The sequence below is a fragment of the Priestia sp. P5 genome (genome assembly GCF_029522155.1).
Taxonomy (GTDB): domain Bacteria; phylum Bacillota; class Bacilli; order Bacillales; family Bacillaceae_H; genus Priestia; species Priestia megaterium_E.
On record NZ_JAKWFJ010000006.1, the window covers coordinates 102,877 to 119,916 of the forward strand.

General features: G+C 34.5%; 12 protein-coding genes and 1 pseudogene. 9 read left to right on the forward strand and 4 right to left on the reverse strand.

What is annotated here, in order from left to right:
- Positions 1-50 precede the first annotated feature (50 nt).
- Positions 51-365, reverse strand: coding sequence for an L-rhamnose mutarotase (gene rhaM / locus MMB69_RS25390; RefSeq protein ID WP_115652843.1), 315 nt, complete (start codon positions 363-365; stop codon positions 51-53).
- A 336-nt stretch (positions 366-701) separates the two neighbouring features.
- Positions 702-1,484, reverse strand: coding sequence for a DeoR/GlpR family DNA-binding transcription regulator (locus MMB69_RS25395; protein ID WP_277448649.1), 783 nt, complete (start codon positions 1,482-1,484; stop codon positions 702-704).
- 396 nt (positions 1,485-1,880) lie between these two features.
- On the opposite strand from MMB69_RS25395, the gene rhaD reads away from it, so the two are divergent.
- The 3 genes from rhaD to MMB69_RS25410 all read left to right on the forward strand — a co-directional run bounded on the left by rhaD (position 1,881) and on the right by MMB69_RS25410 (position 5,648).
- Positions 1,881-2,717 carry a rhamnulose-1-phosphate aldolase gene (gene rhaD, locus MMB69_RS25400; RefSeq protein ID WP_277448650.1) on the forward strand — a complete coding sequence of 279 codons (837 nt, stop codon included), beginning with the start codon at positions 1,881-1,883 and terminating at the stop codon, positions 2,715-2,717.
- Between the two features lie 41 nt (positions 2,718-2,758).
- Positions 2,759-4,225 (forward strand): aldehyde dehydrogenase, encoded by a 1,467-nt coding sequence (gene aldA, locus MMB69_RS25405; protein ID WP_277448651.1) that lies wholly within the window; start codon positions 2,759-2,761, stop codon positions 4,223-4,225.
- Positions 4,226-4,661: 436 nt separating this feature from the next.
- A complete protein-coding gene (locus MMB69_RS25410; protein WP_115652847.1) occupies positions 4,662-5,648 on the forward strand; it encodes an AraC family transcriptional regulator in 987 nt (328 codons plus the stop codon).
- A gap of 33 nt (positions 5,649-5,681) precedes the next feature.
- On the opposite strand, the gene MMB69_RS25415 is transcribed toward MMB69_RS25410, so the two are convergent.
- Together MMB69_RS25415 and MMB69_RS25420 are read right to left on the reverse strand one after the other, a co-directional pair.
- Positions 5,682-7,262, reverse strand: coding sequence for an alpha-L-rhamnosidase-related protein (locus MMB69_RS25415; RefSeq protein WP_277448652.1), 1,581 nt, complete (start codon positions 7,260-7,262; stop codon positions 5,682-5,684).
- 63 nt (positions 7,263-7,325) lie between these two features.
- Complete coding sequence (locus MMB69_RS25420) at positions 7,326-8,702, reverse strand: glycoside-pentoside-hexuronide (GPH):cation symporter (protein WP_277448653.1); 1,377 nt, start codon at positions 8,700-8,702, stop codon at positions 7,326-7,328.
- Positions 8,703-9,281: 579 nt separating this feature from the next.
- Here MMB69_RS25420 and MMB69_RS25425 point away from each other — a divergent pair.
- The 6 genes and pseudogenes from MMB69_RS25425 to MMB69_RS25450 all read left to right on the forward strand — a co-directional run bounded on the left by MMB69_RS25425 (position 9,282) and on the right by MMB69_RS25450 (position 16,419).
- Positions 9,282-9,949: pseudogene (locus MMB69_RS25425) on the forward strand (IS6 family transposase).
- Between the two features lie 358 nt (positions 9,950-10,307).
- Positions 10,308-11,102, forward strand: a complete 795-nt coding sequence (locus MMB69_RS25430; protein ID WP_277448654.1) for an IclR family transcriptional regulator — start codon at positions 10,308-10,310, stop codon at positions 11,100-11,102.
- Positions 11,103-11,209: 107 nt separating this feature from the next.
- Positions 11,210-12,133, forward strand: coding sequence for a dihydrodipicolinate synthase family protein (locus tag MMB69_RS25435; protein WP_277448655.1), 924 nt, complete (start codon positions 11,210-11,212; stop codon positions 12,131-12,133).
- Between the two features lie 63 nt (positions 12,134-12,196).
- The gene (gene aldA / locus MMB69_RS25440; protein WP_277448656.1) at positions 12,197-13,663 is read left to right on the forward strand and encodes an aldehyde dehydrogenase; all 1,467 of its coding nucleotides are present in this window, start codon (positions 12,197-12,199) and stop codon (positions 13,661-13,663) included.
- A gap of 22 nt (positions 13,664-13,685) precedes the next feature.
- Complete coding sequence (gene rhmD, locus MMB69_RS25445; RefSeq protein WP_277448657.1) at positions 13,686-14,879, forward strand: L-rhamnonate dehydratase; 1,194 nt, start codon at positions 13,686-13,688, stop codon at positions 14,877-14,879.
- A gap of 235 nt (positions 14,880-15,114) precedes the next feature.
- Positions 15,115-16,419, forward strand: coding sequence for an MFS transporter (locus MMB69_RS25450; RefSeq protein WP_277448658.1), 1,305 nt, complete (start codon positions 15,115-15,117; stop codon positions 16,417-16,419).
- Positions 16,420-17,040 lie beyond the last annotated feature (621 nt).

Below are 17,040 nucleotides of genomic sequence, written 5' to 3' on the forward strand. Positions count from 1 at the left end.
AATCCGTTTGAATTTTGTTATTTTTGTGCTGACTATGTTTTCCTATAGAGTTATGCTAAGTAAAACAATTCATCTAAATCTACAGAACGAGGACTATTATCTGAATTTGTCTCCATCAAAGGCGCCATATAGTCCCACCATCTCTTACAAATATCACTTTTAGCCATTTGGTGCCATCTATCTTCATCTTCGATTTCTAAATAAGCAAACAATTTTCCAGTTTCTTTTTCTAAGAAAATAGAATAGTTATGAGCCCCGTGCTGTTTTAATGCCTCTACCATTTCGGTCCATATTTCATCATGTCGGCGCTTGTATTCATCAAATTGATCTTTGTGCACAAACATAATGCTTGCTTTTCTTACCATGTCTTTCGCCCCTTCTACTATAGATTAAAATAAAAATGAAGAACTAAGAAAACGTTTACAAAATAAGAACTTTAATCTTTACAATAAAATAACTTCCCCCTTAATTTTTGTATATTCTTCATTTACTTTTGTTTATATGGTCATATTATTATATAAACAAAAATAAAACAACATATTTTTTATCTTCTTTTTTGTTAATGTTGATTATTCGGGTATTTCATCATAGATAAGGTAAGACAAAATTGTGGACATAGAAAAAGACAAACCTATATAAAGTTTGTCTTGGAAATGCGTATACATAGAAAAGGATACTTCTTAATCTTATATTTAAATTGACTATGAAACAGATTCACTCATCAAGGCTACAGCAGTAACGGTAATATTTTTATCTCGTAAAAATACATGTGAATCATCGTTTAGTTTATCATCAACAATGATGTGGCTTATGTCATTTATTGAAGAGATATGAGAAAATTCACGGGATCCAAACTTACTAGAGTCGACCATTAAAATGGTTTTATCGGACCGTTCAATCATTTTTCTTTTTAAAAGAGCTTGCCACTCATTTGAATCACTTAAGCCACTATTTAAGTCAATACCTTTGCACGATAAGAACGTTTTATTCACATGATAATTTTCCAGTGATCGCTCTGCTAGAGGTCCTACGTAAGACAATGATTTAGGTAGAAGGAGACCTCCTGTTGAGATAACCTGAATTTTTTCTTTCTTACTTAATTCTATTGCAACCTTAATGGAATTGGTGATAACAGTCAAAGGAATATTCGGAAGGATTTTTGACATGTACCATGCAGTTGTACTTGCATCCAGGATAATACGATCACCATCTTCAACTTGCTTTACAGCTTCACGTGCAATCACTTTTTTTTCTAATACATTAGTAATTTCTCGCTCTGAAAAATCAACTTCTGCTTCTTTCTCCTCAATGCTGACAGCTCCACCGTGGCTTCGACGCAATTTATTTTCTTTTTCTAATTTTTCAAGATCACGGCGAATTGTTTCATCCGTCACAGAAAAAATTTCACTTAATTCTGAAACACGAATGCTCGATCGTAAATTAACTAAATCTACTATTTTTTGATGCCTTTCAGCTAATAACATGTATAACTTCCTTTCACTTTTTAGTATAAATAAAAGAAAAACATCACAATTTCACATATAATATTTTTGTTTTGTTTTTATTTTTGTTTGTTTTTATCATAACACACTTATAACTTCAAAATAAACGCTCTTACCCAGTAGTAAAGTATAGTAAATGACATCCTATATGTTGAAATATCGGTTTGTAAACAATAAAATAACCACTTATAACATAAAGGAAACAAACATAAACAAAAAAATAATGTTTGTTTATGTTGACTAAAAATATTTCAAACAGTAATATATAGGTGTAAACGCTTTTGTATTAGTTTATTAAAAGAAAAAATTTTAGTTAAAAAGATATATCAATAAAAACCGATGTAAAAAGACAAAAATGAATAAAAGGAGATGATGAAGATGAAAGACCTTCTAACAAAGAAAGATATATTAAAAGCACCTTTCCTTCAAGAAATGACAAAAACGACAGCAAACCTTTACCGTTTAGGTTGGGATGAACGAAATGGTGGGAATATTAGTTATTTATTAAAAGAGGATGAAGTAGCAGAATACCTCGACGTTAATGATGTAAAACGAACTGTACCCATGATTTTTGACGGTGCTGAATTAGCAGGAAAATATTTTATTGTAACAGGTTCAGGAAAATATTTCAAAAATGTGATAGATGCTCCAGCCGTTAACCTTGGAATTATTCGTATAACTAAAGATGGTAAATCACTGGATATTTTATGGGGATTAGAAGATGGAGGTGTTCCAACGAGTGAGCTTCCTTCACATTTAATGAGCCATATTGAAAGATTAAAAGTAGATCCAGATCATCGTGTTATTATGCACTGTCATGCAACAAACCTTATTGGTATGACATTTACACACAGCTTAGATGAAGTAGCATTTACCAAAACGCTATGGCAGATGTGTACAGAATGCATCGTTGTATTTCCAGAAGGAATTGGTATTATTCCATGGATGGTTCCAGGAACTGATTCAATTGGAGAAGCTACAGCTGCAAAAATGAAAGATGTTCGTTCAGTTATTTGGCCGCACCACGGAATTTTTGGTGCTGGAACAACAATGGATGAAACATTTGGGTTAATTGAAACAGCTGAAAAAGCTGCGGAAGTATACACAGTTGTGTGTGCACAAGGAAGTGTGAAGCAAACCATTACAGATAAACAGCTTCAAGATTTGGCAGATGCATTTGGTGTTGTGCCAAGACAAGGGATTTTAAATCTATAAAAATAGCTTTTACTATAATCAATATTAGGAGGTTTCAGTAAATGAACACACAAGCAGATGTTAAACAATATCAAATGTACATTAATGGAGAATTTATAAATGCCAGTTCGGGGGAAGTTACACAGGTGTTAAATCCAGCAACTGAAGAAGTTGTTTCAGAAGTACCAAGTTGTTCGAGAGAAGAAGTGCAAGAAGCCATTGAATTTGCAGAAACTGCGCAAAAAGAGTGGAAAAAGAAGCCTGCTGCTGAGAGAGCTAAGTATTTAACACGATTAGCTGAGGAGATTCGGAAAAATAGAGACTTTTTAGCGCGTGTGATTTCAGAAGAACAAGGTAAAATTCTTGCTCTTTCTACAACAGAAGTTGAATTTACAGCTGACTATATTGATTATATGGCAGGATCCGCAAGAACATATGAGGGTGAAATTCTTCAAAGTGACAGACCAAATGAAAATATCATGATTTTCAAAGAGCCAATTGGTGTTGTAGCTGGATTACTCCCATGGAATTTTCCTTTCTTCCTTGTTGCACGAAAAGCAGCCCCGGCACTAGTCACAGGAAATACCATTGTGATTAAACCTAGTAGCGATACACCAAATAATGCTATGGAGTTTGCTAAATTGGTAGATAAAGTAGGTATTCCAAAAGGCGTATTCAATATTGTGACGGGTCCTAATAGTAATATTGGAAATGAACTTGCTTCAAATGAAAAGATTGGGTTAGTTAGTTTAACAGGAAGCGTAAATGCAGGTGTAAGTGTCATGAAAGCTGCAGCAGAGAATGTAACTAAGGTAAGTCTGGAGCTTGGAGGGAAAGCACCTGCCATTGTGGCAGAAGATGCAGACATTGATTTAGCCGTTAAAGCAATTGTAGATTCTCGTATTATTAATACAGGTCAGGTATGTAACTGCGCCGAGCGTGTATACGTTCATGAAAATATTGCAGATATATTTATTGAAAAAGTAGTTGAAGTAATGAAAAATGTGAAATACGGAAATCCTTTACAAGACGAGACTGTTGATATGGGTCCTGTTACAACCAAGAGAGGATTAGAAACGATTGAAGCAATGGTCAATCGTGCAGTGGAAGAAGGGGCTCAAGTGCTTACAGGTGGAAAACGTGCAGATGTGACACCTGGATATTATTATGAACCAACCGTATTAGTTAACGTAAAGCAAGACTCACAAATTGTACAAGAAGAAGTTTTTGGACCTGTTCTCCCAATTATGATATTTAAAGATTTGGATGAAGCGATTGAACTTGCTAATGACTGTGAATATGGTTTAACATCTTCTATTTTCACTCAAAATCTAGACATGGCAATGCGTGCGGCAAATGAACTGCTATTTGGTGAAACATATATTAACCGTGAAAACTTTGAAGCGATTCAAGGGTTCCATGCAGGACGCAAGAAATCAGGAATTGGTGGAGCAGATGGTAAACATGGGTTAGAAGAATTCTTACAAACTCATGTGGTATACCTTCAACATAATCCAAATAAAAAATAATCTAACTACAAATGTTGTTCTTTAAAGAAACAGGCTAATATTAATTAGTCTGTTTTTTAATATCACTTTTAAAAGAAAAAAGAGCAACATCATTACAATAATCTCTGGATAAGGCATTATAATAAATAAAAATGTGTATATCGTACAGCTATATCCTCATCTTGGATAAGTTATTTCGTATAACATATAATGCACGGTATTCTTCTTTGGTAATATATTTAGCTTCATACCTAAATAATCATCCTTCTAATTTTGTATTCCAAGATATCTGAAGGTAATATTCTAAACTCAATTATGACGACCTTATAAAAAGAATACCACTATCGTAACACAAAGGATAACTATTCAAGGGCAACATTATTAACGTATTATAGTTTTATTTTTTTAAGATATTAACTTGCAAAAGGGTAATGGTTACTTCAAAGGGGAACTATATATGAATCATAATCAATTGGATCAATACTTGCGTCAATTGGATCACATCGAGGAAATCCAGATTACGACTAATGAAAATATTAATGATTTTGATGGTCGTGAGTTAATAATTGACAATGAGGGTGCGATACCTCGTATGCAAGATTCTTATTTTTTCGACAAAGGTCCAATTTTTATAAATAAACATCATCGTTTTGCTGATATGCCTCTTCATATTCACTCTTTTATCGAAATTAATTATGTTTATTCAGGGGTATGTCATCAAGTTATTAATGGAAAAGAAATTGTATTAAAAGAAGGACAAATTTGCTTGTTAGATAAAGACGTGCCACATAGTATTGCAGCACTAGGTGAAAACGATATATTAGTAAACATTATTATGAAAAAAGAAACCTTTTCACAAGCTTTTTTAGGGCGCCTTACAAACACTGGCATTGTCTCTAATTTTTTAGCAAATGCTGTATCAGAAAATCAGACTCATGATCGTTATATCTTGTTTCATTCACAAGATAACAGTAACTTACAATATATTATTAAAAATATGCTATGTGAATTTTTTGCTCCAGAAGAGCACTCAATAGAAATGGTAAGCTATTATCTTCCTATTATGTTTACTGAACTAATGAGAGTTTTTCAGATGGACAAAAACTTTGATCTTAATCAAAAATCTGAAAAAGCTAATATCATTGATATTTTAAATTATATCGAGCATCATTATCAAAACTGCACATTAACTAGCATTGCAAAAGAATTTAATTTCAACTCTAATTATCTTGGAAATATGCTCAAAGAACGAACGGGTAAAAAGTTTATTGAATTAGTTCAAATGCAGCGAATGATTCAGGCTTCCACAATGCTTATTAATACAAATAAAAAAATTGATGAAATCGCCTATGATGTCGGATATGAAAGCACTAGTTTTTTTTATCGTAAATTCAAAGAACATTTTGGTGAGTCTCCGCATCAATTTCGTAAAAACAATAAATAACCTCGAACATTTATTAGTTCGAGGTTATTATGTTTATAGATTATAGTGACGAATTAAATAAGTTGGTGTGCAACTCCACGCGTGACAGTAACTATTAATTAATTGACTTCCATAAGGGGAATAATCCTTATTATTTGGGTCATACAATTCCCAAAAAGTGTCGGCTCCATCTTTTAACATTTCACCCCAATATGCTTTTAATTGGTTTACGGCTTTTTCTTTCTCATCTACCAAAATAAGAGCCTCCACTAGGTAATGATACATATAAGGAGTTGTCAATCCAATTACAGGCTGTTCTAACAGTAGACGGTGCATAAGCTGATTATTTTCTTTTTGATCTAATACTTCTGCTAATACCATCCAAATTTGAGTTGCCCATGAAATTTGATTTTCTGATCCACTTACGAAAAATCCTTTATCTTTTTTCCAAAGGTGTTGGAATGTAGCTTCAACAATATCTTGCAACCGTTTTTCTAAAAAAGAAAGTTTGTCACTATTAAGGATTTCTGCCAACTTAATTGCGCGCTTGATTGTATAAATTAACACAGCCTGTGAGGGACCTTGTTTATTTAATTTCTCATGCCAATCAATAAATGACCACCAATCATCGCTATCTTTTAATATATTACGGTCGTCTAATCGATCAAGTGCTATTTCAATCTGTTGATAAGCAGTAGGCCACAGTTCTACCAATGTTTCATGGTCCTTTACCTTAAAATAGTAATCATATAATGTAGTGACAAATAATAATGAATAATCAAACAAGTATGTGTCATCAGGAACAAGTGAAGGTCTAATAAATAAGTTGGCTGCTACTTCTCCTTTATTATTTGGTACACCAGCAAATAGATATAAACAACGCTTGACCAAGTCGTTATTTTCGAATGTTTCGTAATTAACTAATGCTTGTAAACGTAGATCACCTAGCCATAAACGTCGATCTCGTTTAGGTCCGTCTTCAAATACGTCCTGCATACAATCTTGTAATGTTTTAATACTTACTTTATCTATTTGATTTAATATTGGATCTGAATGACTTAATGGTTTAACTGATGCTTTGTTTCCAGAAGTTACAGTATGACACTCAATATTGTCAAAGGCTACACGATATTTAAGAGACGTATCTACTACTTCAAATTTTATGTAGCGAAAGCTATAACGACGAGGTAATTCAATACGTCCTGGTAGAACATCTACATAGATGTTTTCTTCTTGGAGCCAGGAACTACTAATCCAACCATCGTATGATTTGAAAGGCTCTGCCATTTCAACAGGCATTTCACCAAATGTTAATTTGAGATGAAGTGGCGCATCCGGGGGACTGCCAATAGGTCTAATATCCATTTGTAAATACCCAACTTGATGGGTACCGAAATCAAGGATGAATTGATCACCTTTTCCATAATTAAGGGACGTAGTTTCAGCTACAGATCTATTTGATATTGCTTTCCATCCATGCATAGCATCTGAGTCTGCCACCACTTCTACAAAATGCTGAGGGGTTGCTACATCTTTAATCAGCTTTGGTTTTAAACTTTCTGCTTGCATGATGAATGGTTCTATACGTTTAACAGTTCGGTTCTCTATTTTTTGGATTTTTACATTTTCTGTCAAGGTTATTTCCCCCATTACATAACATATTTATTGCTATATGATATGAATTTTTTTTATATATTTTTATACAATCGATTTTTCCTCTGCATTTTCTTCTTCATGTCGTTTATCAATTTCTGCGCGGATCTTTGGATATATTTTATCTAAATTATAAAAACACATAATAATCATTGAGATTACTACCATACCAGCTGGAATAATTAAATAATTTAGCTTGATTGCAAACAGTGCTGAGTTGGTCTGTGTACGATTAGGAACGTAGTGACCATGGGTTAATAACCAACCAGAAATAGCTCCAGCTCCAGCCATCGCTATTTTACCAATAAATCCATTCAAGGCTGAGATAATACCTGCTGCGCTAATACCTGTTTTCCATTCCCCGTAATCTACAGGGTCTGCTTGCATAGAAAAATAAATACTTTGCCTTAAACCATGGCCTAGAGCCACAATGATAGCTCCAATAATTAACCATGTTACATTCACATTTGCAATCAGCATAACACCCATTCCAGCTAAATTAATTGTACTAGCAATGATAAATAGCTTACGTTTATACATCAGTTTTGCGAAAAATGGCGTAACAAACGTACCAACAATAGGAACGAATGAGCTAATACTTGCCACTACAGTTGCTAAATCGGCACGCCCGACATTATAAGTAAAATAATAGATTAAAGCTCCTTGTTGAAAGAAATAAGATCCCCACATAAAAATGATATTAATTGCAAAGATGTACCATGGAACATTCCCTTTTAATGTAGAAAATGCTTGTTTTACAGTTACCTTTTCCTGCTGAATTTTCACTTTTTCTTCTACGTTTTTAAAGGTAACAAAGAACATTAATGTTCCCACTACTGCAAAAATAACAATGGTCCAGAAAAAGCCTTGCGCTTGAGAACCACTACCTAATGCTTTTACCAAAGGTAGAGTGAATGCGCTTACAGCTGTAGCCCCAATAAATGAGAAAATAATACGGGTAGTTGCAAGCATAGTCCGTTCTTGAGCACTGTTAGTTAAACTTGGCAAAATAGATGCCATTGGAATATTAACCATTGTGTAAGCCAGTGACAATCCTAGGTAAGTGAAGTAAGCATAAACCAATTTACCTACAGGTCCAATATCGGGAACGTAAAATGCTAATATAGCTAATAATCCAAATGGAATTGCACCTATTAGAAAATAGGGTCGAGACTTACCCCAACGCGTGTTAGTCTTATCAATAAGGACCCCCATGCAAACATCTGCTATGCCATCTACTACTCGTGTTAATAAAAAGAGCATACCTACTTGTACTGCAGCTAACCCCATAACATCTGTGTAAAAAAACATTAAATAAAGCGTGATCATTTGCCAAATCAAGTTACATGAAAAATCTGCAATACCATACCCTAAACGTTGACGCCATACCCCTACTTTTGCTGACATATAGATTTCCCCCAATTGCTTTTTTTCTTGAAGTTTTTCGCTACAATTAATCAATATCACTATTAAATATCTTATTTTTATTAAACCGTTTTCTGAATGCGTTAACAATAATCTATTTACAGAGAAAAGTGCTCTTTTTACAGGTTAGAGTAATATTATAAGTTGCGAGCATATAATTCCTATACATCACATGAACCGTAATTATTTCGCCATTTCCAAATTGTAACTTTTATTTAGAATAGTTTTTTGTGTAATTTAGAGTTTAAAGACCCATACAGCAATGCATCAATTGTAGACCCATCAAATAAAAATAGGTGGGCCCCATCTAAAAAGGCCTTTACTTATTAAAATAAAGGCCTTTTTAGACTTAGGGAAAGTATTATCCTATAAATATTGCTTATCCCTGTTTTCTAAACTCTTTTGGAGGTGATCTTAATTTTTAACAAATAGATCCCGAAAAGGTTCTGGTGCAAAAAAGTTTAATACATTTGCCAGTAATCTTTTAAACTTTGACATACCAATACTATCAATTTAAAAAGGGACGTGATTAGTATGGAAAAGCAGAATTTATTTAAGTGGGAACATTATTAGCCGATCCTTATTTTGCTGACTGTCAGATGATACCCACGGTACAACCTCAGTTTTCGTGATTTAGTCGAAATGATGGAAGAACCAGGTTTATCTATGGCTCATACAACCATCATGCGCTGGGTTCAGCAGTATGGTCCTGAATTAGATGAGCGAGTATGGCGTCATCCTAAGTCAGCGAATGATTTCTGGAGAGTTGATGAAACCTATGTAAAAATAAAAGGTTATGGATGTATCTGTATCGTGCCGTTAATTCAGAAGGAAATACGATTGATTTTTATTTAAGCGAATCAAGAGATAAACGAGCAGCCAAGCGCTTTTTTAGGAAAGCCTTGGCTTTTTCACACGTTTCTATGTCTATGCCTCGTGTGATAACAGTAGATAAGAACCTGGCTTATCCCATTGCCATCCGAGAGTCCAAAGAAGAAAAGCATATGCCTGAAGACATCCAACTAAGGAAAGTCCAATACTTTAATAATTTCATTGAGCAGCATCGCTTTATTAAAAAACGTATTCGCCCAATACTTAGTTTAAAGTCCTTACGGACTGCCAAACAGATTATTGTAGGCATAGAGGCTATGCACATGACCTAAAAAGGACAAATTATCCAAAGGGAGAAGTCTGTCCAAAATCAAATAAAGTTCGTTTATCTATTATTTGGAATATCTGTATAAGAACAAACTGATTGGAAATCTATATCCTTCTTTAAACAAATAGAATCTTTGCACCGGGACCATTATTTCAGCTCCACGTATCCCGTCGTCCACTTCACCTTAGCTCCCTTACAGGTTCGATGAAGGCTTCATTAGGCATATGCAGCTCGTATTAACGCGGTAGCGATACTGAACTAGATACTAACTGGATAATGAAGTTAAGGTTCTTTAGATACTGATTATAAAATTCAATATATTTTAGAAAATTCTATCTAAATAGTTTTATTTTTCTGAATATATGATATAATCATTTTAGTTTAATATAAAAAACTTGGTTTAATATAAAAAACCAAACCTAAATACAAGAGGTGAATAATTTTTGGAATCAAAATACAAGGTTCCCGCAATTGAAAAGGCCAACTCAGTGCTAAATTTAATTGCTAGAGAACCTGCTAAACTTCGCTTAATAGACATATCTAAATCCTTAGAAATTAATAAAAGTACAATGTATTCTTTATTAAGTACATTGGAGGCCCTTGGATGGGTTGTAAAAGGAAAAGGGGACACCTATTCTCTAGGACCATCACTAGGTGCACTCAGTGCAGCATACTTTAAACAATTTAATATTTTACAATCCTTCTATCTAGAAGCAGCTCAATCTGTGAATAAGGTAAATGAAAATATTCAATTAGGTATTCTAGATAACAGAAATGTTGTTTATTTAGCAAAGGAAGAAGGAAAATCACCGGTTCGCTTAGTGACAGATCCAGGTATGAGTTTTCCAGCTCATGCTTCTGCAATTGGGAAAATTCAATTATCCCAATATGACTATGTTCAACTTCAAAAACTGTATCCTGAAAAGCAACTAGAAAAGAAAACACCATATACAGTAACAAATATAGATGAATTATGGACACAACTAGAAGAAGCCAGACAGAAAGGATATATTTGTGAAGCTCAAGAAGGGGCTCTCGAATTTTTTTGTGTAGCTGCACCAATATATAATCACGAAGGCCAACTTATCGCTGGAGTTAGTTTTACCATGCTTGAAAATAGTTGGAATGAAAAAAAAGAAGTAGCGCGCGAGGAAATTATAAATTTAGCTAAAAGGTTATCTAATCAAGCTGGCTATATCAATTATTTAAATAAAGAGGATTTAACAAAAACTCAATAAGAGGCATAACCAAGAGAAAAATAAAAGGAGTGATGTTTTCTTAAAAATGAAAGCGTTTTATATGGAGTTAGTATCAATAAGCCTAATAAGAAAAAGGAGAGATAACAATGCAAAGAGCTACAAAATTTCATGGAGTTATTCCACCAGTTCCAACTATTTTATATGAAGATGGACGTATTGATGAAAAAGGAATGGGAAATCTTATAGATTTTCTAATTGATTCAAAAGTAGATGGACTATTCTTTTTAGGTTCTGGTGGAGAATTCAGTCAAATGTCCGTAGAACTAAGAAAAGAAGTGGCTGAATTTGTGACTCGTTATATAAATGGGCGTATACCCGTTCTGATTGGAACAGGCACGCCAAGTACAAAGGAAACTATTTCACTAAGTTTACATGCGCAAGAAATAGGCGCCGATGGTATTGTCGTCATTAACCCTTATTACTGGCCATTAACTGAAGAAAGTCTTTTCCAACATTACGCTGAAATTGCTGAAAATATTAATATGCCAATTGTGTTATATAATTTTCCTGCCTTAACAGGAAAAGATTTATCTCCTGAATTCGTCCTTAAATTAGTACGAGCCTTTCCAAACATTGTGGGTATCAAAGATACCGTTGATGCAGTAGGACATACAAGAGAAATGATTTTAACTGTAAAAAGTGAAAAACCTGATTTTGCCGTATTCTCTGGGTACGATGATCACTTCTTAAATACTTTATCCCTGGGTGGAGATGGGTCTATTCCTTTAACAGCAAGCTTTGTGCCAGAGTATTCAACAGGTATCTATCGAGCTTTTAAACAGGGGAACTATGGAGAAGCAATTGAGTTACATCGTAAATTAGCTCCTTTACCACTTTTGTATAAACTTGATTCACCTTTTATGAATGTTGCTAAAGAAGCCATTCGTTTAAGGGGAATAGAAATTTCTACTGATGTCTTAGCACCTGTTCGTTCACTTAGTGATGAAAAGAAAGAACAACTAAAAAGATTGCTACACCAATTTATAGATAAATCTAGTATTCATTCTTAAGTTTTATTATTTTCTTATCCAATGAAAGCGCTCTAATTCATAAGAAAATGGGAGGTTTTACTAGTGAAAACACAAGCAGAAATTAAACAATATCAGATGTATATCAATGGAGAATTTGTAAAATCTAGTTCAAGTGAAGTGATTCAAGTCTTGAATCCGGCAACGGAAGAGATTATTTCGGAAGTTCCAAGCTGCTCAAAAGAAGAAGTGCAAGAAGCCATTGATTTTGCGGAAGCTGCGCAAAAAGAGTGGAAAAAGAAGCCTGCTGCTGAGCGTGCAAAATATCTAGCACGTTTGGCAGAAGAAATTCGAAAGAACAAAGACTTTCTCGCACGTGTAATATCAGAAGAACAAGGAAAGGTACTTGCCCTCTCTACTACAGAAGTTGAATTTACTGCTGACTATATTGATTATATGGCAGGATCCGCAAGAACGTATGAAGGAGAAATTGTTCAAAGTGACAGACCCAATGAAAATATTATGATTTTCAAGGAACCAATTGGTGTTGTAGCTGGATTTTTACCATGGAACTTCCCTTTCTTCCTCGTAGCGAGGAAAGCAGCGCCTGCATTAGTAACAGGAAATACTATTGTAATTAAACCTAGTAGTGATACACCAAATAATGCAATTGAGTTTGCTAAATTAGTAGATAAAGTGGGTATTCCAAAAGGTGTTTTCAATATTGTAACAGGACGTGGAAGTACATTGGGAGACGAACTTGCTTCAAATTCAAAAATTGGTTTAGTTAGTTTAACAGGTAGTGTAAATGCTGGTGTAAGTGTCATGAAAGCAGCAGCCCAAAACGTAACAAAAGTGAGTCTAGAGCTGGGTGGAAAAGCACCGGCTATTGTAGCAGAAGATGCAGACATTGATTTAGCCGTTAAAGCTATTGTCGACTCACGTATCATTAATACAGGGCAAGTATGTAATTGTGCTGAAAGAGTGTATGTTCATGAGAGTATTGCCGATACATTTATCAAAAAAATAGTCTCAGCAATGAAAAATGTGAAATATGGTAACCCTCTCGACGATGAAGATTTAGATATGGGGCCACTTACAAATAAAGAAGCAGTAGAATCGATTCAAGCTATGGTAGATAGAGCTATTGAAGAAGGTGCTCAAGTGTTAACAGGCGGAAAGCGTGCAGATGTGACACCTGGATACTATTATGAACCAACGGTCCTAGTAAATGTAAAACAAGATTCAGAAATTGTACGTGAAGAAGTATTTGGGCCAGTTCTTCCTATTATGATGTTTAAAGATTTAGATGAAGCTATTGAACTTGCTAATGATTGCCAGTATGGATTAACATCATCTATTTTCACGCAAAATCTAGATACAGCAATGCGTGCTTCAAATGAGTTACTATTCGGTGAAACGTACATTAACAGAGAAAACTTTGAAGCAATTCAAGGTTTCCATGCGGGACGTAAAAAATCAGGCATAGGCGGGGCAGATGGCAAACATGGTTTAGAAGAATTCCTACAAACGCATGTTGTTTACCTTCAATATAATCCAAATAAAAAATAATAAACATGAGAGAGGGATAATAATGGGAAGAACAGGTCATAAAATTGTTGCTATTCGAGCTTACGTTGTTGAAGGTGGAGGAGCAGATTATCACGATCAAGGAAAAGATCACTGGATTGTTCAGCAAGTCTCGACCCCAATGAGTATTTACCCTGAATATAAGGAAACTCGTACTAGCTTTGGAATTAATGCTCTAAAGACAATTGTAGTTGAGGTAGAAGCTGATAACGGTAGGATTGGCTTTGGGATCTCTACTGGAGGGTACCCTGCTGCATGGTTAATTATGAATCATTTGGATCGCTTTATTGTAGGGCAGCCAGTTGAAAATGTAGAACAGGTGTGGGATCAAATGTATCGTGCTTCTATGTACTATGGGCGTAAAGGAATTGTCATGAATGCTATTTCAGCAGTAGATTTGGCATTATGGGATTTACTAGGCCACTTACGTCAAGAGCCTGTGTATGCAATGATTGGTGGAAAAGTAAGAGAAGAACTTGTATTTTATGCAACAGGTCCTCGTCCAGACTTAGCTAAAGAAATGGGTTTCATTGGTGGCAAGCTGCCACTTGTATATGGACCTGCTGATGGAGAGGAAGGATTAAGAAAGAATATCGAAAAAGCTACGGAAATGCGCAACCGTGTCGGTGAAGATTTCTGGCTAATGTGGGATTGCTGGATGTCTTTGGATCTTCCGTATGCTCAAAAATTAATGAGTAAATCTGAAGAACTAGGATTTAAATGGGTAGAAGAATGTTTTAATCCCGATGATTATTGGAGCTACCGTGATTTAAAGAAACGGGCAGGTAATAATATTATGGTTACAGGTGGGGAGCATGAAGCAACTCGATATGGCTTTCGATTACTAATGGAATACTGTGATGTAGATATTATACAACCAGATGTTGGTTGGTGTGGTGGTCTAACTGAGCTTATCAAAATTGGTAATCTAGCAGAAAGTTATGGAAAGTTAGTTATCCCACATGGGAGTGGTGTATATAGCCATCATTACGTAACTACAAAAGTAAACAGTCCATTTACAGAATATCTAGTAATGAGTCCTAATGCTGATCAGGTAGTACCACAATACTATCCACTTTTAAAGGAGGAACCAATACCAGTAAATGGTAAATTAAAAGTTGGAGATGAGCCCGGGTTTGGGGTGGAATTAAATAGAGATGCGGGGCTAATAGAAGTAATAAAAGGGAATAAATTATAAATAGAAAAAGGGGTGAAAAACAAATGTTTTTCACCTTCAATATAACTCAAACAATATACTTATTCATTATAGCAAAAAATAGATAAATAGTGAAAAACACAGGAGATTAATAAACCTGTAAATAAAACGATGACAATCCACTTAAATGAAAGCGTAAACAAAAATATAAACAACTTAGACTACATATTTGAGTAGGAATTACTAGAAGTCTACTTTAAACAAAGGAGAGCTTTTAATGAGTGATAAAAAAGGAATGGCAAAAAGATGGTGGCGAGTTCTACCCTTACTATTTCTAATGTATGCAATCGCTAATATTGATCGAAATAATATTGGATTCGGTTTCGAAGGAATGGAAAAGGATTTAGGAATTGGTGCAACCTATGCAGGTCTTGCAGCAGGTATTTTCTTCTTTGGATATATGATATTACAAATTCCTGGAGGTCATTTAGCAAAGAAATGGAGTGCAAAAAAGTTTATTGCCCTATCACTTACTGCTTGGGGAATTGCAGCAACTTGTATGGGATTCGTTCATAATTTACCAATGCTTCTTACTATTCGGTTCCTAATTGGAGTTACAGAGGGAGGCGTCTGGACGGCTACATTAATCTTAATTTCTAAGTGGTTTCCCTTAAAGGAACGTGCTCGTGCCAACGCTATCTTTATCATGTGTACACCACTGGCAGCCATAATTATGTCACCAATGTCTGGTTTCCTATTGGATAAATTCGGATGGAGAGGGATGTTTATCATTGAAGGGATGCTTCCATTTATCTTTATTCCATTCTGGATTTGGTTACTTTCGGAAAATCCTAACGAAGCAAAATGGATTTCTAAAGAAGAGAGAGATTATTTAAATAAAGCGATCTCAGAGGATCAAAAAGATGAAGAACAAACTTCTGATAGTTTTAAAGATGTATTTAAAAATAAAAGCTTTTGGTTATTAATTGGATTTTACTTTTTAATCCAGATGGGATTCTATGGCTTCTCTTTATGGTTACCGACAATTACAAAACAATTATCAGGAGAAGGCGATACATTAGTTGGTTTTTTAACAGCCTTACCATGGTTAGCATCTATTGTAGGATTAATTCTCTTCCCTCGATACAGTGATAAACATGACAAACGCAAAGGACCTATTGCATTATCAGTAGGAGGTGGAGCAACATTCTTATTATTATCAGCATTATTAGGAAATATTAATCCAACCATTTCCTTCATTTGTTTAATTGTATGTATGGGATTTCTATTAGGTTACCTTGGGATTTTTTGGGTTATACCACCAAAAATTTTACCCGATAAGGTAGTTGGATCTGCGCTTGGCATTATTAATATATCTGGTGCTATTGGTAGTTTTTTAGGACCTTTTCTAGTAGGATGGATTAAGTCCGTAACAGGACTCGCCATGTCAGGCATGTTTTTATTAGTAGCAGTATTGTACATTGCAACATTTTTAATACTACTTGTAAAAGAGAGAAAGAGCGATATTACAGTTCATACTACTAATTTAGAATATGAAAATACCGTAAAATCTCTCAAATAATTAGTCATTGTAGATAATTATTTAAGGGGATTACTAATGAAAAGGAATTCTTATCTAAATGTTGTCGCCTTCTGTATGTTGATTTAGCAATAGCTCCCGTACAAAACTCGTCTTAATATAGTAATACTAATCAAACAGAGGGAGGTGGACGAGATAAGTATATCTAATGATGTAGAAAAAAATCTTAAGCTTTTAGATAGAAAAAACCCGTTTCTTAATTACAGGGAAGTTCCTAACAGTGGATATATTAAAATTTATAAAGGAGGATGGTAAATCAATAAGGCGTGTTGGAGAAAAGACATTTGGTGGCGTAGATATTGCCTGGCTAATTAGAATAATAGTTCCTGCATATATTATATTCTAATGAAGCAAAAGTTAAATAAAGAAATTTATTTACCAGAGGAAAAAGAAACGGATTTATAATATTAAAAAGATTATATTAATAAACAAGAGAACTCTCTTCTCTTGTTTATTAATTGGTTCCTATAATTTATCTTATGGTGCGACAAGAAGTCGCTTTCTTACAGTGTAGCTAACGCTACTCATCTAGACGCAGAGATGATCTCCATCCGAAACGGCATTCTTGGTAACGAGCATGTCGGTTGCATGAGGAAATGCGGA